The 18036-nt window shown below is 63.5% G+C and carries 18 protein-coding genes and 1 pseudogene; 8 read left to right on the forward strand and 11 right to left on the reverse strand.

From position 1 onward, the window contains the following. Positions 1-133: 133 nt before the first annotated feature. Positions 134-1333, forward strand: a complete 1200-nt coding sequence (locus tag R3F00_RS01305) for a putative peptide maturation dehydrogenase (protein WP_371279892.1) — start codon at positions 134-136, stop codon at positions 1331-1333. Positions 1334-1530: 197 nt separating this feature from the next. On the opposite strand, the gene R3F00_RS01310 is transcribed toward R3F00_RS01305, so the two are convergent. The 4 genes from R3F00_RS01310 to R3F00_RS01325 all read right to left on the reverse strand — a co-directional run bounded on the left by R3F00_RS01310 (position 1531) and on the right by R3F00_RS01325 (position 5208). Next, positions 1531-2127, reverse strand: a complete 597-nt coding sequence (locus R3F00_RS01310) for an NTP transferase domain-containing protein (protein ID WP_371279893.1) — start codon at positions 2125-2127, stop codon at positions 1531-1533. Beyond that, the gene (locus R3F00_RS01315; protein WP_371279894.1) at positions 2120-3187 is read right to left on the reverse strand and encodes an XdhC family protein; all 1068 of its coding nucleotides are present in this window, start codon (positions 3185-3187) and stop codon (positions 2120-2122) included. The genes R3F00_RS01310 and R3F00_RS01315 overlap by 8 nt, the downstream gene beginning before the upstream one ends. A gap of 75 nt (positions 3188-3262) precedes the next feature. Then, positions 3263-4762 (reverse strand): YifB family Mg chelatase-like AAA ATPase, encoded by a 1500-nt coding sequence (locus tag R3F00_RS01320; RefSeq protein ID WP_371279895.1) that lies wholly within the window; start codon positions 4760-4762, stop codon positions 3263-3265. 185 nt (positions 4763-4947) lie between these two features. Next, positions 4948-5208, reverse strand: a complete 261-nt coding sequence (locus R3F00_RS01325) for an accessory factor UbiK family protein (protein ID WP_371279896.1) — start codon at positions 5206-5208, stop codon at positions 4948-4950. 368 nt (positions 5209-5576) lie between these two features. Between R3F00_RS01325 and glnK the strand changes: the two genes are divergently transcribed. The 3 genes and pseudogenes from glnK to R3F00_RS01340 all read left to right on the forward strand — a co-directional run bounded on the left by glnK (position 5577) and on the right by R3F00_RS01340 (position 7047). Continuing rightward, positions 5577-5915, forward strand: coding sequence for a P-II family nitrogen regulator (glnK, locus tag R3F00_RS01330; protein WP_371279897.1), 339 nt, complete (start codon positions 5577-5579; stop codon positions 5913-5915). A 192-nt stretch (positions 5916-6107) separates the two neighbouring features. Then, positions 6108-6212, forward strand: a pseudogene (hemP, locus tag R3F00_RS01335) (hemin uptake protein HemP); the annotation flags it as partial. Between the two features lie 169 nt (positions 6213-6381). Next, positions 6382-7047 carry a hypothetical protein gene (locus R3F00_RS01340; RefSeq protein ID WP_371279898.1) on the forward strand — a complete coding sequence of 222 codons (666 nt, stop codon included), beginning with the start codon at positions 6382-6384 and terminating at the stop codon, positions 7045-7047. A 24-nt stretch (positions 7048-7071) separates the two neighbouring features. On the opposite strand, the gene R3F00_RS01345 is transcribed toward R3F00_RS01340, so the two are convergent. The 5 genes from R3F00_RS01345 to bioB form a co-directional block, all read right to left on the reverse strand. Continuing rightward, positions 7072-7629, reverse strand: coding sequence for a TMEM165/GDT1 family protein (locus tag R3F00_RS01345; RefSeq protein ID WP_371279899.1), 558 nt, complete (start codon positions 7627-7629; stop codon positions 7072-7074). Between the two features lie 419 nt (positions 7630-8048). Further along, positions 8049-8933, reverse strand: a complete 885-nt coding sequence (gene bioC, locus R3F00_RS01350) for a malonyl-ACP O-methyltransferase BioC (RefSeq protein ID WP_371279900.1) — start codon at positions 8931-8933, stop codon at positions 8049-8051. Further along, a complete protein-coding gene (bioH, locus tag R3F00_RS01355; protein ID WP_371280025.1) occupies positions 8930-9700 on the reverse strand; it encodes a pimeloyl-ACP methyl ester esterase BioH in 771 nt (256 codons plus the stop codon). The genes bioC and bioH overlap by 4 nt, the downstream gene beginning before the upstream one ends. Before the next feature lie 89 nt (positions 9701-9789). Beyond that, a complete protein-coding gene (gene bioF / locus R3F00_RS01360; RefSeq protein WP_371279901.1) occupies positions 9790-10968 on the reverse strand; it encodes an 8-amino-7-oxononanoate synthase in 1179 nt (392 codons plus the stop codon). A 56-nt stretch (positions 10969-11024) separates the two neighbouring features. Next, complete coding sequence (gene bioB, locus R3F00_RS01365; RefSeq protein ID WP_371279902.1) at positions 11025-12053, reverse strand: biotin synthase BioB; 1029 nt, start codon at positions 12051-12053, stop codon at positions 11025-11027. A gap of 62 nt (positions 12054-12115) precedes the next feature. Between bioB and R3F00_RS01370 the strand changes: the two genes are divergently transcribed. From R3F00_RS01370 to R3F00_RS01380, 3 genes are all read left to right on the forward strand, one after another. Next, entirely contained in the window at positions 12116-12844 is a 729-nt protein-coding gene (locus R3F00_RS01370; RefSeq protein ID WP_371279903.1) for a ComF family protein, read from the forward strand. 95 nt (positions 12845-12939) lie between these two features. After that, on the forward strand, positions 12940-15054 hold the full coding sequence (locus R3F00_RS01375) for a TIR domain-containing protein (protein WP_371279904.1): 2115 nt from the start codon (positions 12940-12942) through the stop codon (positions 15052-15054). Positions 15055-15164: 110 nt separating this feature from the next. Further along, the gene (locus R3F00_RS01380; protein ID WP_371279905.1) at positions 15165-15776 is read left to right on the forward strand and encodes a hypothetical protein; all 612 of its coding nucleotides are present in this window, start codon (positions 15165-15167) and stop codon (positions 15774-15776) included. A gap of 99 nt (positions 15777-15875) precedes the next feature. On the opposite strand, the gene ubiA is transcribed toward R3F00_RS01380, so the two are convergent. Beyond that, positions 15876-16754 (reverse strand): 4-hydroxybenzoate octaprenyltransferase, encoded by an 879-nt coding sequence (ubiA, locus tag R3F00_RS01385; protein ID WP_371280026.1) that lies wholly within the window; start codon positions 16752-16754, stop codon positions 15876-15878. Between the two features lie 124 nt (positions 16755-16878). Here ubiA and R3F00_RS01390 point away from each other — a divergent pair, with 124 nt between their 5' ends. Beyond that, the gene (locus R3F00_RS01390) at positions 16879-17322 is read left to right on the forward strand and encodes a hypothetical protein (RefSeq protein WP_371279907.1); all 444 of its coding nucleotides are present in this window, start codon (positions 16879-16881) and stop codon (positions 17320-17322) included. Between the two features lie 28 nt (positions 17323-17350). Here R3F00_RS01390 and R3F00_RS01395 read toward each other — a convergent pair whose 3' ends face one another. After that, entirely contained in the window at positions 17351-18034 is a 684-nt protein-coding gene (locus R3F00_RS01395; protein WP_371279908.1) for a rhomboid family intramembrane serine protease, read from the reverse strand. Positions 18035-18036 lie beyond the last annotated feature (2 nt).

Genomic DNA, 18036 nt, shown 5'->3' on the forward strand with positions numbered 1-18036 from the left:
ATGAATGGATTGGGTCGGGCTTCCCTGGCCCGATATTGAACCTGCATGCGCCGTGCACTGAAACGGCATCTGGCTTGTTGTGCACCGGTTGCAATGCGTAGGCTATCAGAACTGTTCCACCCGGAATGCCTCCATGCAAGTACGCCGCTGCACCGTGGTTTTCGTCGAACCGCGCGAACGCCTTGATTTTGATCTCGGTCGTCTCGTCGCCGGAGGGACCGGGGTTGCGCCGGTGCGCGAGTGGATTGCACTGGCGGCGCATCTGGATGAGGAAATCCTGCTCGAAGATGACGAAGTGCGCGTTCTGGGTCAGCTGTCGCCTGGAAACTGGACGGATTTCGAGGCGCTTGCGGCGAGTCTGGACAAGGCCGTGCTTGGACGTCTGATCGAAAAGGGCTTGCTGATTCGGGATACCGAAGACAGCGTGGACCTGTGTCGGCAGGACGACGAAGTTCGCCGCGGCTACTGGCGCGGACTCTCCGCGGCGCTGCACCGGCACACGCGCTGGCACGCCATCGACACGCTGGAGGCCGAGCGCAAGTTCGGCAACGAAACGGACCGGCCCTTTCTTGAACGCCTGGGCAGTCCCGAGCCACCGGTATGCGAGCGAGTCGAAGCGGACAAGCGCATTGCCCTGACACGACCGTCGGATACCGCCCTCGAAGACCTGATTCGCGGGCGTGTCACCTGTCGCAACTGGGATGCGTCGAAGCCGCTGACCGCCGAGGATTTTTCCGCCACGCTGTTTCGCACGTTCGCCGCGCGTGCCGTCAGCGACGAGCCCGGAATCGAAGTGATCAAGCGCGCGGTTCCCTCAGCCGGCGGACTGCATCCGACCGAAGCCTATTTGCTCGTGCAGAATGTCGAAGGCGTGATGCCCGGGCTCTATCACTATCACCCGATAGATCACGCGCTCGAACCACTGGGCGATGTTGCTCCGGAGGAAAGTGCCGAACTGGCTCTGCGTATCGTCGCTGGCCAGCGCCACTTCATGAATGCGCATGTGGTGATTGCTCTGGCAAGCCGCTTCCGGCGCACATTCTGGAAGTACCGCAATCACGCCAAGGCTTACCGCGCCGTTATTCTTGATGCCGGACATCTTTCGCAGACGCTGTATCTGGCGGCCACCGAGCGTGGCCTCGCTGCCTTCATCACCGCTGCCGTGAACGAGCGTGACATCGAGGAGATTTTTGGCCTCGATCCAATGTTGGAAGGCGTGCTTGCCGTCACCGGTTTCGGCTGGCGTGGCGAGCTGGTCGACGAAGTGGAGTTCGACCCTTTGGGTAGCGTCTGGCCGAATGGTGGAGGGATGAAGAAGGTGCAGGAAGAGTGAGTACCTTTCAACCGAGAATCGATGTACTGGAGTTTGATTCGCTGGGTCGTGTGTGACCGTTTGCGCAATAAGGCACGACGTTCGCGTTAGCACTGTAGGAGGCCCGTCAGGGGCGACGCTCTTCGTCACGCTGCAGTAAAGGCATCGCCCCTGACGGGCCTCCTACGAAACAGCTGATTTCTGCTTTGCAGTTGCCATCAACCGGGATCTAGCCGGGAGAGATCTTCGGGTTCGTCTATGTCCTGGGCGAGCTGCTCGGCGGTGATCACGGCGACCTCATCACTGCGCGTGCGCAGCAACTCGCGTGCGCCGCGATCGCCGTGTTCCGACTGTATCGCGGCAAACCAGCTGCGTGGAATCATGGCCGGGACACCAATGGTGCCGGCGTAGCCACTGGCGACCGCTTGTTCGGGCCTTGCGCGCCAGCGATCGCGCAACTTGCACAGGTGCCTTGCATCGAGTGCGGGTTGATCGGTCAGCACGACCAGGGCCGCACTGCAGGACGGATCCAGTGCTTGCAAACCGAGGCGCAATGAAGCCGACATGCCGCGTTCGTGATCGGGACACGGCAGACACCGGCAATCGAGATCGGCGACGACTTGCTCGATCTGATCCGGCTTCGCGCCGCAAATCACCACACAGTCTGCCGGCCCTGTTTCCATGCCGAATCGGACAGCGCGATGAACCAGGGACTCGCCGTCGATCAGCAGCAGTTGCTTGGACTGGCCCAATCGCGTCGATGAACCAGCCGCGAGTACGATGACGCCGTATAGCGGCCCGCCGCCTTCAGACATGCACGTCGTGGGCGAGGTAGTGCTGCAACTGGGCGATGATCGACAATGCAACCGCTTCCGGTCCGTCGCCGCCGAGGCTCAGCCCGGCCGGTGCGTAGAGGCGCAGTTCGAGCTGGGTGGCGACGATGTCACCGACGCGCCGGAGCAGCGCATCGCGGCGCTCGGGCGCGCCGAGCAGGCCGACATAGCCGATGCCGGAGGCACCCAGACAGCTCATGTAGCGGCCGTCGAGTTCGAGATCGTGGGCGCCGATAATGACGGCATCGAAATGACGCTCTTCGAGCAGGGCGGGCAGACCTTCGGGATCAACCGCATGCTGGCGATCTGCTGCATTGGCGTGAAAGAACTCCGCAGCCTCGCGCCGACTGTCGATGACTTCCACATACCAGCCGACCAGATGGGCCAGCCGGGTCAGTGGCCGGGTCTCGGGGCCGCAGCCGATCAGGGCGATCCGCGGCGGCGGTGCGAAACTGAGGTTGGCTGGTTGCGTGAACGTGCCCAGCGAGCTGCAAGCCCGACCCCTGCAGTCGAACGTGAAGACATCGGCGCCGGTCCGTGCCTCGCCCGACCCCGGCTCGCCGCGACTCCTGGTCTCATCGCCCAATTCGAGGCGCAGGCGCAACCAGGCGCTTCGCGTGCAGGCGCTCTCCAGTGCTGCGCGCAATGGTGAATCCGCGGCCGGCATGGGCAGCAGCAGAATCTGCATGGAGCCCTTGTCGCCCGGCATTCGGGAAGCGTGACTGCTGTCATCGGCAGCTTCGATGTGTACGAGTTCGGCGCGGCCCTCTTCGAGTATCGAACGGGTTGCCTCGCTCAGGCGCTGCTGGACCGAGCCACCTCCCAGCGAGCCGGCGCGATAACCGCTCGCGTCGAACAGCCCCATCGCACCACGCACCCGGGCCGACGCACCCGATGTGCTGACCACGATGGCGAGCACGCTGTCGATGGATTGAAGAGCCAGTTGCCCGGCCAGGTAGCTGAGTCCGCGTGTGCCGCCATAGCCGTGCGGCGAGGGTTGCCGATCGGTGGGCAGGGACAGCAGGGAGGCAGGGACGGACATACAGGCCGCAGTGTATCGCTGCGCGCTCCCGGATGGCAGCTATTTCTCCAATCGGAAACTTTCGCCCATGGGGAATCAGGCCAGACTGCCGCGCCGATACTGGATCGCTTCGGAAACGTGCACATCTTCAATTCGCGTGCAACCGGCCAGATCGGCGACTGTTCGGGCAACGCGCAGCACCCGGTGATAGGCGCGTGCGGACAGGCCAAGTCGCTCGACGGCACGGTCGAGCAGGGCGTGCTCATGGCCACCCAGCGCGCAGTCGCGTTCGGTCTCGCGATTGTTGAGCCAGGCATTCGGCTTGCCGGAGCGAGCCATCTGACGCTCGCGCGCGGCGGTCACCCGCTCGCGTACATCGGCGGATGACTCGCCCGGACTGGCCTCGCGCAGCTCGGCATGGCGAACGGCGGGCACCTCGAGCTTCAGGTCGATACGGTCAAGCAGCGGACCGGAAATGCGTGCGCGATAGCGGCTGATCTGGTCCGGGGTGCAACGACAGCGCCCGGCAGGATCGCCGGAATAGCCGCAGGGACAGGGATTCATGGCAGCGACCAGCTGGAACCGCGCCGGGAAATCGGCTTGTCGCGCCGCACGAGAAATGGTGATGTGGCCGGACTCGATCGGCTCGCGCAGCACTTCGAGCACGCGCCGGTCGAACTCGGGCAGTTCGTCGAGAAAGAGCACGCCGTGATGGGCCAGTGACACCTCGCCGGGACGCGGCACCGACCCGCCACCGACCAGGGCCACCGCCGAAGCGGTGTGGTGCGGCGCGCGAAAGGCGCGGCGCATCCAGTCGGCCACTTCGGTGCCGAGCCCTGCCACCGAGCGTACCGCAGCCAACTCCAGCGCCTCGTGCTCGGCCAGCGGCGGCAGGATGCCGGGCAAGCGACAGGCCAGCATGGTCTTGCCGGTGCCGGGAGGTCCGACCATGAGCAGGTTGTGCGCGCCGGCTGCGGCCACTTCGAGGGCCCGCCGGGCGTGCTGCTGGCCACGCACTTCGGCCAGGTCCGGTTCGTTGCCGGTCCGGGCGACAGCTGCGGAGCGTTCCGCGCGCGGCAGTGGCGCGCGTCCGCACAAGTGGGCACAGACTTCCAGCAGGCTGCCCGCACTGCGCACATCGACACCGCTGACCAGCGCGGCTTCGGCTGCGTTCTGCCGCGGCACGATGACCTTGCGCCCGGTTCTTGCGGCACGCATGACCGCCGGCAACACACCACTCACGGCGCGCAACTCGCCGGACAACGCCAGTTCACCGAGGAATTCATGCTGATCGAGTATGTCGCGCGGAATGCTGCCATTGGCGGCAAGGATGCCCAGCGCGATCGGCAGATCGAAACGGCCACCGTCCTTGGGCAGGTCGGCCGGGGCCAGGCCCACGGTGACCTTGCGTTGCGGATAGTCCAGCTGGCAGTTGAGTATGGCTGCGCGCACGCGGTCGCGGGCCTCGCGCACCGCCGTCTCCGGCAAGCCGACGATCGATGTGCTCGGCAGGCCGCCGGACAGATGCACCTCGCAGGTCACCAGAGGTGCGCTGACGCCTTCCTGGGCGCGGCTGTAGACGACGGCGAGGCTCATGGTCGCGTGTGGTTTGCAAAGTTCCGGCCGGAAAGGCGCTGACCTGTGCGATGTCCGGTCAGCATCCGTCCGCGGTGAGCCAGGCCTGCCCCGGACCCGCTTCGGGTACGAACGGCGGAAGTCGGTCTGATCTCGCTCACGTCCGTGCGATTCGAATCAGGTCGTCGACCGGGCGGCCGCCGCGATCAGTGCCGCGGCTGCGCGGAGAGTGCGGCCTCGAGCCTGGCGACCTGGCGCTCCAGTTCCTCGATCTTTTCGCGGGTGCGCAGCAGCACGCAACGCTGCACGTCGAATTCTTCGCGGGTGACGAGATCGAGCTTGCTCAATCCCGATTGCAGGGCGGCGCGGAAGTTGGCGCCGAGATCCTCCCGCGCATCCTTGAGGCCGGATGGCACGAGGGCAGCGAGGCGTTGGGCAAGGTCGTCAATGTGGCTGGCTTGAATCATGTCTGTTTCCAGGGAGAGGCGGATGGATGAAATGGTACCCCCGGACCCGCAACACTGCGGTCCGGACAATCAGGCGTGGACCATGCCTGAGCGTTCAGCTTGGAAAGATCCGGCCACATGGACGACACGCGTCCATGTGGCCGGTTGCGAATCCCTGCCTGCATCCGTGCTTGCATCCCTGCTCGCGTCCCAGCGCCTGCGTCAGCGGTGTTGCCGACGGGCCATCCCTTGGGCAACCACTCTAGGCAACGGCCGGTTCGGACGCAGTGGGCATTTTCGGAAATTCGTGTAGGAAATTTCCTACACGGCTTACAGGAAATCGATTCCGGTTATAGTTCGACTGCCTCCCATCAAAACAGGACGCACGCATGAAAATGGTCATGGCGATCATCAAGCCTTTCAAGCTCGACGACGTGCGCGAGGCGCTGGCCGACGTTGGCGTACAGGGCATTACGGTGAGCGAGGTCAAGGGATTCGGTCGTCAGAAAGGCCATACCGAACTCTACCGCGGGGCTGAATACGTGGTCGATTTCCTGCCCAAGATCAAGATCGAGATTGCCGTCGCCGAGGACCAGCTCGAACGCGTGGTCGAGGTCCTGCGTGAAAGTGCCAACACCGGCAAGATCGGCGACGGCAAGATTTTCGTCTGGCAGCTGGATCAGGTGATGCGCATCCGCACCGGCGAACTGGATGACGATGCGTTGTAGGCGGGAAAGCTCACCAGGAAGGCAAATCGGTTGACATGCAAATACGAATCATTATCATCTGAGCCCCGACGCCCAGAGGAGTTCGTCATGTTCAATCCCCCGTCCGTTGCAACGACTTCCGAGCAGGAAGCCGCTCGCTGGCAGGATCGAACTGCAGAGTCCGGAGATCAGGAATCCCGCCAACGCATCGACAGCGCATCCCTGTTGAGAGGCGGTCGGGAACTGTTGATCGCGCATGCGGGAGAGGAATATCAATTGCGCCTGACCCGCAACAACCGGTTGATCCTGACCAAGTAGTCGCGTCTCCGACAAAACGAGACACCGCTTCGCAACACGATCCAGCCAGCCCGCGACCGACCCGCCCTCCCCGGTCCCTTGCCAGCCAACTCCAGGCAGTGCCGATTCAATCCGGAGCACCGCCCCTCCAGGCGTGCGCCGCACGCAGCAAGAGAAGGCCAGCACCACGATGACCGATGGAGCCCACCGCGCAGAGCCGATCACAGCCCATGCAGGCCCTGATGAAGTCGTCGAAAAAGACCCGTTCGCCCATGCAGGACGTGCCTCCGCGCCGGCCGGGGTTTCGTCTCCCGGCTTGTTGGAACTCGCCCAATGGTTGCCGCGCCTCGGGCCGGTACTCTGGCTTCAGCAAGGCCACGCCGGAACCGGCGCACAAGCGGGTGAGCGGCACGCCCCGACCGGTCTGCTCGATCATCCGGCCTCACGCGTGCTATCGGCTTGCGCACTGCTGCATGCGCACCACGCAATTGCCGCGCATGGTCCTCGCGAATGGCTGTGCTTTCATTCTTCGGAACGGATCATCCAGGCAAGACTCTTCCTGTTGCCCGATTCCGACGTCCTCGAATGGGACCGAATGAATGCGGCCCTTGGAATCGTCCCGACTGCGGCGGATCGTCATGACCCACCCACGCATTCCACCTTTCTCGGTCGCGCCCTCAGCCGTTTCGGTCAGCGCTGGCAGGCGCGCCTGCTCGAATTTCGCTGCCCGGGCCAAGCGCGGCTGCCAGTTGTCGAAGCACGGCCGCCGCTGCGGATTTCGTTGCTGGGTATCGAGCTCGCACGCAGCATCGTGAACGATGAATACGCCGAGTGGGTTTCACCGCAGCTGGGCTAAGTCGCGAAAGCCTCCGGAACGGCATCAGCGCAGCGCAATCCACAGCGCCAGCGCGACGAACAGCGCTGCCGCCGCCATGCGAGTGACACGCAATGGCAGGCGGTCGGCGAAGCGTGCACCGAGCCATACCACCGGCACATTGGCCAGCAACATGCCGATCGTGGTGCCGGCGACTACCTGCCAAAGCGGCTCGTACTGCGCCGCCAGCACGACCGTCGCAACCTGGGTCTTGTCGCCCATTTCGGCCAGGAAGAACGCGGAGGTGGTTGCCACCAGCACGCTCGCGTGCCCGCGCAGGACGCCATCCTCGTCCTCGAGCTTGTCCGGCACGAGCGTCCAGAGCCCGATCGCGAGAAACGAGGCGGCAACAATCCACTTCAACAGCTCCGGGGTCAGCCACGCGGCGACGGCGGCACCAAACCAGCCGGCAAGTGCGTGGTTGGCCAGGGTCGCGATGAGGATGCCAAGGCAGATCGGTAGCGGACGCCGGTACTTCGCGGCAAGCACCAGCGAAAGCAGTTGGGTCTTGTCACCGATCTCTGCGATGGCGACGGCAGCGGTGGAAATCAGCAGGGCCTGCAAGGCAACTCCGGTAGTTGGGGGTACATCAATCAGCTTCCGACCACCAACAGCTTGGCCAGTTCGCGCAACTGCGAGTATGCCATCGAGCAGCAATCCGCTCCGTGCTGCTTCAGGCAGGCACTTCGACAGGCTCAGTGCGAACGGATATCGGGGTTGTGCGAACGGGTATCGGGGTTGATGGAATCGCGGTATTCGACACACATCGGTACGTGGTTGGCTTGTCGAACGGATCGCGCCCATCGACGAAACCCCCGTTCGTGCTGAGCTTGTCGATGCATGAGCGGCGGATTGCGAGGAATCATCATCCAGCGCTTTCCTGCTCCCTGAAATGTGCGCTTCCAAGCAGCCCACGCACGCACTTCGACAGGCTCAGTGCGAGCGCATAAGGCGACAACACGTCTGTCAATGGCGCATTTCCGCTAGGTTTTGCTTCTGCGTGAGCCACGCAATCGATCGACCGGAAAACTGGCAATGGCTGCGCCGTCTGCAGATCGGCGAGGCTGGCTCGCATCCGGTGCCCGGGCCTGGGCGTACACCACTTCGTAGCTGGCCGGAATCCGACCTTGCTGTCGGTGGCGCTCATAGGCCGCGATGACCCGCTGCAGATGCTGCTTCCCGGTCAGACTACGCGAGCGCTCGGTGTCGGCATTGGTCGCGCCGATTGCACGAAGTTCGCGCATCAGGGCCAGCACATCGGCATAGGTCAGGGTAAAGGTGTCGCGCTCGAGTACGGGGTCGCGAAAGCCCGCGGCCAGCAATGCATCGCCGATCTGATGAATGTCGAGGAAGCGGCTGACATGTGGCATCGCGTCCACTTCGGCAAAGGCCTGACGCAGTTCGTGCAGGGTCTCCGGGCCGAAGGTGCTGAACAGCAATGTTCCCTGCGGGCGCAGCACGCGACGAAACTCGTCGAGCACGGTACCCGGCTGTCCGCACCACTGCAGACACAGGTTCGAATGCAACAGATCGACGCTGGCTTCGGCGAGCGGAAGCGCCTCGGCGTCCGCACACACGCGCGAGAACGGGCGCAGCCAGCTGCGATGCCGTCTGGCCTCGCGCAGCATCGGCATGGCCAGATCGAGCGCAATGATGCGTGCCCCGGGATAGCGCTTGCGCAACGCAGCCGTTCCGCGGGCCGTGCCGCAGCCGACATCGAGTATGGTTTTCGGCGTCAGCGCAAGATCTTCCAGCCGCTCCTGCAGACGCCGCCGGACTTCGTCCTGCAACACCGCATGCGCCTCGTAGCTGGCGGCGGCGCGCCCGAATGCGCGGCGAACATGTCCCGTGTCAAAAATCCCGCTCATGCGTGCACCCGTGAATCGGCGAAGGCAATGATCGCATCGGCGACCCGCTGCGGGTCACTGAGAAAGGGCGCGTGTGCCGAAGGCAGTTCGATGAACTGACCGGATGGACATTGTTCTGCCGCCCAGCGCATGGCCGACGGCGTCACGATGCGGTCACGCCGACCGGCAAGCCAGAGGCTCGGCATGCCGAGCCCGTCCAGTTCGGCACGGGCGTCGAAGGTTTCAAGCAGTTCCAGTCCCTCCTGCAATGCCGCAAGCGAGGGTTCACCGCGCTCGAATACGTGCGCCTTGAGTTCTCGCAATTCTTCCTGCGCATGCGCCGAGCCCAGCGTTTCCAGGGCGACGAAACGATCGATGGTTGGACGAAAGCCCGCTGCAAGGGCCACACCGAAGTCGCGAAATATCTCGACCGAAACGGCATTGGACCAGTCATCGCCACGAACGAAACGCGGACTGGAAGCCATCGCGACGAGGCCCTGCACCCGCTCGGGAAAATCCAGAGCTGCTCGCAGCGCGATCAGGCCACCGAGCGACCAGCCCAGCCAGATGGCAGGAGGCGTCTGCGCAACGATGGCCGTGGCGACGCGCGCCGGGTCCAGCTCGCCGGAAATGAATTCACGGCTGTGACCGTGACCGGGCAGATCCACGACGTGCAGCCGGAAATGCGCCGAAAGCAGATCGGCGAGCGGCGCAAAGATTCCACCGTGCATGGCCCAGCCGTGAATCAGTACGAGGTCCGGGCCAGCGCCCGAAATACGGATGGAAATGCTCACGTCAATCGCCTGTCAGTATGGCCCACGCAAGGCAAGCGCAGAAAACGCCAATCCATCTCGCGTGTGAGCCAGGGCAACCTGTTCTACTCTTTCGCCAATGCGCAGGTCGCCAGTGCGTCGAGCAGGCTTTCGATCTGTGCCTCCTCGTGGGCGGCCGACAAGGTGACGCGCAGCCGCGCTGCATGCAAGGGCACGGTGGGCGGTCGGATAGAGGGGACAAAAAAGCCGGCTGCTTCAAGCCGATTCGCGGCGCGCAACGCATCGTCGCTGTGTCCAATCAGCACGGGCTGGATGGGCGTGCGCGATGCCGCCAGCGCAATGCCGCGCGCAGCCGCGCCTTCGCGAAACTGGCGGACATGGCTTTGCAGCCTTTCGCGCCGCCAGCTTTCCTCCCTTGCCAGGCGAATGCCAACGCGTGTCGCTGCGGCCAGTGCGGGTGGCATGGCCGTGGTGTAGACCTGGGTGCGAGCGAACTGGACCAGTCCGGTGATCAGGTCTGTGGATCCTGCGACGAACGCGCCGGCCACTCCGAGCGCCTTGCCGAGCGTTGCCATCAGGACCGGCGCGCTGTCCTGGTCGAGCCCGGCTTCTTCCAGGCTTCCTGCGCCGGAGGCACCGAGCACGCCGAAGCCGTGGGCGTCATCGACCATGAATGAAGCTTGCTGCTCGCGGCAGAGCGCGGACAGTTCAAGCAACGGAGCGACATCGCCGTCCATGCTGAAAACGCCATCCGTGGCAAGCAAGGCGGCCGCAGAAGGATCGGCGACGAGCTGGCGTCGCGCACCCTCGACATCGGCGTGGCGATAGCGCTTCATGCGTGCGCCAGCCAGGCGCGCACCATCGATCAGGCAGGCATGATTGAGCTTGTCCTGTATGCAGACGTCGCGTGGATCGAGCAGAGCCTGCATCGCGCCAAGATTGGCCATGTAGCCGGTCGAGAAAAGAAGCGCGCTCTCGCGTCCCGTCCAGGCCGCCAGTTCTGCCTCGAGCAGGGCATGCTCTTCGCGATGGCCGCCGAGCAGATGCGCCGCCGAAGCGCCGACCCCCCAGCGTGCAGCGCCCCGATTCAGCGCTTCGACCAGGGCCGGGTGCCGGGCCAGACCGAGGTAGTCGTTGCTGGCAAAATTGAGCAAGCGTCGGCCATCGATGACGGTATGCGCTGCATCCACATCGCTCACCGTACGGATGCGACGCAGCAGTGAATCCTGCGCGCGCGCCTCGCAGGCCCGGGCCAATCGGGCGAGCAGGGACGGCCTGCTCATGGCGGCAACACGATGTTGAGCGGATGGTGGGTCTGCATGGGCCACGCGAAAATCCACTAGACCGCGGTTTCGACCGCAACACCCGTGCGGTGTTCCATGATGTCGGTGTGCACGGTTCCTGTTTCCGCAGGCACGTCGAGCTGCATGGCAACAATGCCAAGCCGACGGAACAGCTTCTGGTCGGCAGCCACGTCGGGATTGCCCGTGGTCAGCAACTTTTCGCCATAGAAGATCGAATTGGCGCCGGCAAAGAAACACAGGGCCTGCAGTTCGTCGCTCATCTCTGCCCTGCCGGCTGACAGGCGCACCATCGATACCGGCATCAGGATGCGCGCAGCGGCAATCGTGCGCACGAACTCGAACGGATCGAGCAGGGCCGTTCCCGCCAGCGGCGTGCCTTCGACCTGGACCAGGCGATTGACCGGTACCGACTGCGGATGCTCCGGCAGGCAAGCCAGGGTTTGCAGCAGGCCAGCACGCTGTTCGCGCGTTTCGCCCATGCCGACAATGCCGCCACAGCAGGTCTTCATGCCGGTCTTGCGCACGTGCTCCAGCGTGTCGAGGCGATCCTGGAACTCGCGCGTGCCGATCACGTCGCCGTAGAACTCCGGCGCCGTATCGAGGTTGTGGTTGTAGTAGTCGAGGCCGGCGGAATGCAGGGCTTCCGCCTGCTCTTCGGACAACATGCCCAGCGTCGCGCAGGTTTCCATGCCGAGTCCGCGCACGGCGCGAATCATCGCGGCGACCTTGGGCAGGTCGCGGTCCTTCGGCGATCGCCAGGCTGCACCCATGCAGAAGCGTGTCGCTCCCGCGGCCCTGGCCTGGCGCGCGTGCTCAATCACGGTATCCAGCGGCAGCAGTTTCTCGGCCTTGACCCCGGTCGAATAGCGGGCTGCCTGCGGGCAATAGGCGCAGTCTTCGGGACAGCCGCCGGTCTTGATCGAAAGCAGGGTCGAGACCTGCACGGTATTGGCATCATGATGGGCTCGATGCACGGCATGGGCGCGCTGCAGCAGGTCTGCAAAGGGCAGCTCAAAGAGTGCAAGTACTTCATCGCGCGACCAATCGTGTCGGATGTCGGACATCAGGGCGTTCCGGTTTTCGCTAAAGTGCGGCGAGTCTGGGTTCGGCATCGGAGGCTGTCAACTTGGCATGGAGGAAAAAAGTTGACGGCCTGGTAGCGCAACTGCTGGATGCGGTGCTACCGCCGCGCTGCCTGTTGTGCAGGGCCCCGGCAACGCAGGTGCGCGGACTCTGTTCGGCCTGTCATGCCGACATGCCCCGCAATCTGTGCTGCTGTGGTCGATGTGCGCTGCCGCTGGAGCACCCGGCCGACGAATGCGGCGCCTGTCTGCGCCAGGCGCCGCCATTCGCCGGCGCCTGGGCACCGTTCCGCTATGCGCATCCACTGGATCTGCTCGAAGCGCGCTTCAAGTTTCGACGCGATCTCGCGGTCGGACGGGTGCTCAGCGAACTGATGATTGAAGCCGCAGGCACGAACCTGACCGTTGCCCTGCCGGAACGGCTCTACTGCGTTCCCCTGCATCCCGACCGCCTTCGCGAGCGCGGCTACAACCAGGCGCTTGAGCTGGCCAAGCCATTGGCGCAGGCACTCGGCTTGCCACTGGACAGCACATCCCTGATTCGTCTGCGCAGCACCAGGGCCCAGACCGGGCTCGATGCGAAGCAAAGGCGACGCAATCTGCACGGCGCATTCGCAATGATGGCGGATGCCAGGCCTCCCGAGCATGTGGCGATTCTCGATGACGTGATGACCACGGGCACGACCCTGCGCGAGTGCGCCAAGGTTCTGCGCAGGGCGGGTGCGGTCCGGGTGGATGTCTGGGCGCTGGCGCGGGCGCCGGCTCGGAGCTGAACTGATTTCTGCAAAAGTGTGATGTACTTCACACTTTGTTGGCGTATTCTGAGTATTCCGGTACTCGGTGCGACTGAGCGTGGAATGGATGCAGGATGACGACAGGTCAACCAGCTTCTGGATTCCGCTACTGGGCCTTTATCAGCTACAGCCACACGGACGCGTCCTGGGGCCGCTGGCTGCACAAGGCTCTGGAGACCTATCGTGTCCCGCGTCGCCTCGTCGGCATGCCGATCGCCGCAGGGAGCGTACCTGCCCGGCTGACCCCGGTCTTCCGCGACCGCGACGAGTTGCCCACCGCCAGCGATCTCGGAGCGGCGGTCGAGGAAGCGCTGAGCCAGTCCTGGTGTCTGATCGTCATCTGCTCGCCCGAGTCCGCACGGTCGCGCTGGGTCAACGAGGAAGTGCTTGCCTTCCAGCGACTCGGGCGCGGTGACCGTATTCATTGTCTTGTCGTCGATGGCGGGCCGGATCCCGCCGCGCCACTCTGCTTTCCGCCTTCGCTGGAGCAGGCACAGTCGAGAACCGCCAACAGCAAGAGCGAACCGGTTGCGGCGGACGCGCGCCGGTTCGCCGATGGCCGCAGCCATGCCCTGCTCAAGCTGATCGCCGGCATCCTCGGCATCGGTTACGACACACTGGTCCAGCGCGACCAGCAGCGCCGTCACCGCAGCATGTTCAGGGTCACCTGTGCGTCACTGGCGCTCGTCGTCGTGCTCGGGCTTTCCACCCTGATTGCCATCACCTCACGCCGCGAAGCCGTCGACCAGCGCAGTCATGCCGAAGGCCTGGTCGAATTCATGATCGGCGACCTGCGCAAGAAGCTCGAACCCGACGGCAAACTGGCCACGCTCGATGCCGTCGGCAAGGAAGCACTCGCCTACTACGCCGCGCAAAAGTCGGAGGATCTCGACGCCGAAGGCCTTGCCCGTCGCGCCCGCGCCTTGCACATGATCGGCGAAGTCTACGACCTGCGCGGCGAACTCGATGAAGCGCTGAAGGTATTCGAGCAAGCCGCCGACAGCACTGCCGAACTGGTCGTCCGCGAACCGAACAACGGGCAACTCATTTTTGATCACGCACAGAGTGTTTTCTGGGTTGGATACATCGCCTATCAGCGCGGCAATATTGCCGTCGCTGAGCCAGCGTTCCAGGAATACAAGCGGTTGGCAGAGCGGCTGATCGCTATCGATCCCGCCAATGATGACTGGCAAGCGGAAGTCGGCTATGCAAACAGCAATCTGGGGACCTTGCTCTACGAACAGGGTCGGCTTCGCGATGCAGCCGCCATTTTCTCGCAAGAACTGGAAATGGCGAAACAAGCCACCAACAGGCTTCCCGACTCCGGTGCCGCCAGCATGAGGACAGCACAAGCACATGCCTGGCTGTCAGACGTTCTGCGTGATCAAGGCCAATTCAGCGCAGCTGCCAGCAATCGCCAGGAAGAAATTGAAATCTACCTGCGATCGCTGGGAAAGGATGCGAAGAATCAGGAGGCCAGAGAGGCGCTTCTTGTCAGCAGAAGCAAGCTGGCTGGCATCGAGCTCGATCTCGGTCAGATTTCGCCGGCTGTTGCACAACTGCAGCAGAGTCTCGCACTGGCCATCGAACTGACGACGGCCGATCCCGACAACGCACGCTGGGCAGAAATAGCGTCCGGTGCATATGCAAGACTGGCAAATGCACTGGTTCATGCGGGTGAGCTTGCAGCTGCCGGCAAAGTCGCTGCCCAGGGAATTGAAGTCTCAAGAAATCTACTGAGGCGTGACGCAAGTGTTATCAGCTGGCAATTCGGCCTGATTGCCAATCTTCTCGCTCAAGCCAGAGTCGTTGCAGCAACTGGAGAAGAGTTGTCCGCCCTGCAGCAAGCCAGGGAGATAGTCCGGATACTCGACGCGTTGCCATCGACCCAGTTGAGGGAGGGGGACAGGGATCGCGCCATGGTGCAGGCGTATATGTTGATGGCAGAAATACAACAACAACAAGGATCGAGCACTGAGGCAAACAGGACTTGGCAACAAGTTGTCGAGCTGCTTGACACAGAACATGCGCCGTCGGATCCCGGAAGCAAGGCTTCATTGGCTATTGCACTCTATGCGTTGGGCCGCAGGGATGAAGCCAGCCGACTGGCCAGTTGGTTGAGCAGCATCGACTACCAGGAACCCGGGTACACGAGCGATCTGCAACATTACCTAAGTGGTCCCGGATGAGCCCTGCCGGGGCAAGATCGCGGGTGAGTCTGCTGGAAACAATCGAGTTGACGGACAAACAGGTGCACTGACCAAACATTCACTCTCTCCAGGCGAGAAGGAGCACTGCAATGGCTTCAGAAATGAAATTTGGCGTACTTGTGTTCGAAAAATCGGGAGAAAAAGTGCCGAAGGATGGCGCTGCGTATTTCGTGTTCATCCCGCGATCCAGCTTGCCGCAGGGAATGCAGGTGGGTGTGGATGGCACCATGGATATAGAAAATGTGGCGGAAAAGGTCATCCATGTCGAACTCAAGCTCGAATCCACTCAGGCGCGGTGGGACAACCAGGCGCACAACCTCAGGCTTGGAACAACCGCTCAGGATGATCCGAAGAACATGCTCTGGATTAGCCCGGATAAGGACAAACCGAAGGGCCCCTGGGCTGGCGGCAAGGGATTCTCAGACTTCAAGTATGACCATGCTGCGAAAACGCTGTCCTTCACAATTGACAAGAGTGCTTTAGCGAAAGGCAGCTATGCGTACGGCTTGGCAGTCAAGGCCGAAACACTTTCCGGACCGACTGTCTACACCGTGCGGGATGACCCGCAGATCAAGAACGGAAATACGTTCTCCATAACATGGATAGAAGGTTTGGCCGTCGCGGTCGGCTTCTTGATTGGCGTGCTGGCAGCGCTAGCCTACCGCCGGCTTTTTGCTGCTCGTCGACAGGGTCCGCAATGACAACATGGGTTCCACTGGCAGAAAGCCGCTGCCCTTGGACATAGGCATCCGTCACGGCCGTTTCGGGAGCGGAACGGTTCGAGCCAGACTACGGCCCGACTAACGAATCGCCAACGCCAGCAACAAGCCGATCCACAACACGCAACCGACCCAGTTGTTGTTGCGGAAGGCGGCGAAGCAGGCTTCGCGTTCGCGCTTGCGGATCAGCCAGAGCTGCCAGCCGAGCAGGCAGGCAGCGATGGCAAGACCGCCGAAGTAGGGCCAGAGCAACTCGGCGCGCGTGCCGGCCAGCAGCATGGCGAACAGGAACGTGCCCATGAGGATGCCGACGATCGGCACATCGGCGTCACCAAACAGGATCGCCGTGGACTTCGCACCAACGCGGATATCGTCGTCGCGGTCGACCATGGCGTATTCGGTATCGTAGAAAGTCGAGAACAGCACGTTGGCCAGAAACAGCAGCCAGGCAAGTACCGGTACCTCGCCCGTCACCGCTGCGAAGGCCATCGGAATCGACCAGCCGAAGGCGGCTCCGAGTACGACCTGGGCAAGGTGGGTATAGCGCTTGCTGAATGGGTAGATCGCAGCGATCGCGGCACCCACGAACGACAGCTTGATCGTCAGTGCATTGGTAAACAGCACAAGCACGAAGGCGGATGCCAGCAAGCCGAGAAACAGAAGGATGGCTTCACGCTTGGAAACGCGCCCGGCCGCCATCGGTCTTTCCCGGGTTCGTTCGACATGGGCATCGAGCCAGCCGTGATCGGCGTAATCGTTGATCACGCAGCCGGCAGCGCGCATCACGAACACGCCGAGGGTAAAGATCAGCAGCATGCCGATCGGCGGAAAGTCATTGGCCGCGAACCACAGGCCCCACCAGGTGGGCCACAGCAATAGCAATGCGCCAACCGGGCGATCCATGCGCATCAGTACCAGGTACTGCCGCACGCGTTCGCGCCAGGGCTCGCGCAGTCGCATGGTCAGCAGTTCGATGACGCGCATCGAGCGTGTCGATGCATCAGCCGGATGGGCCTTGGGCAAGTTCTTTACGGGCTTGCCCGCTCCGGTTTTCGGCGCTGCCTGCTTCGCCGGGGTCATTGCCGTGTCTAGGATTGCCCAGGGTGGCGAGACGGATTCGGCCTCGCCGGCGCGATGCGGCGAGGCTTCAATACGGGACGGGCGACCCGCAGAATCCGCGTCGACCGAACTTCGATTTGACGGGGGTGTCGTCTTCGTCGGTGCAGTCGCCGATTGTGCGGGACCACGGATAGCCGGACGCGTTGCAGGCGCACGATCCGCGGGCGTGGTCGCCGCCTTCGCTGCTGGCTTGCGCGATGACGTGGGCGGACTCGACGTGTCCGCAGCAGCCCTGGCCGGAGTCTTGCGCGCTGCCGTCTTCGCCGGTGCGGATTTCTTCGCACCAGCGGTTGTGGACGTCTTTGGCGCGACACGGCGGCGGGGCGGATCAGTGGGTGGTGGATCCTGGCTCATGAGCGAAGTGTATGCGATCGACGCGTGCGGGCTCCCTGCCAGAACATCCGGTTGACTCCAGGATCGGCAAGGTCCAGCCCGCGCTATTCGCGAGCGCGCCGTGCAATGCCCGGTTTCCAGAGCAGGGCGAACGTGATGCCGACGATGAAACCCGCGATGTGGGTCCACCAGGCGACGGCGCCAAAGGCAGGGCCGACGTAGGTGAAAAGGATCTGCAGCCCGGCCCAGAAGCCGATCAGCAGCGAAGCCGGCACACGCACGAATTCGAGGAAGAATCCGAGCGGCAAGACCAGGCCCAGCCTGGCCCGCGGATACAGGGCCAGATAGGCCCCGACCACGCTCGAAACCGCACCACTGGAGCCGATGATCGGCGAGTTGGTGGCCGCCAGGGTCAGTGCACCGGCCAGGTTGGCCAGGGCTCCACCGAGGATGAACAGCATCAGGAAGCGACCGGCACCGAGCGCGCGTTCGGCAGGCACGCCGAAGATCACGAGGAAGAGCAGATTCGTGGTCAGGTGGATCCAGTCCGCATGGATGAACAGGGCCGTGACCAGCCGGGCGAAACGCAATTCGGTGAGCTGGGTCAGCCACGGTACCTGGTTGTCCAGCAAGGTCGTGGGCACCGTGCCCCAGACCGTCAGCAGGCGCCCGCGCCCGTCTGCCGGCTCGGCGGCGATCCACAGGAACATGACCACGCAGGCGGCCACCAGCAACATCGTTGCCCAGGGCGGTCGGGGCCGACGTCTGCTTTCGAGCTGAACGAACATCC

The sequence above is a fragment of the Dokdonella sp. genome (assembly GCF_041395345.1).
Lineage (GTDB): Bacteria > Pseudomonadota > Gammaproteobacteria > Xanthomonadales > Rhodanobacteraceae > Dokdonella.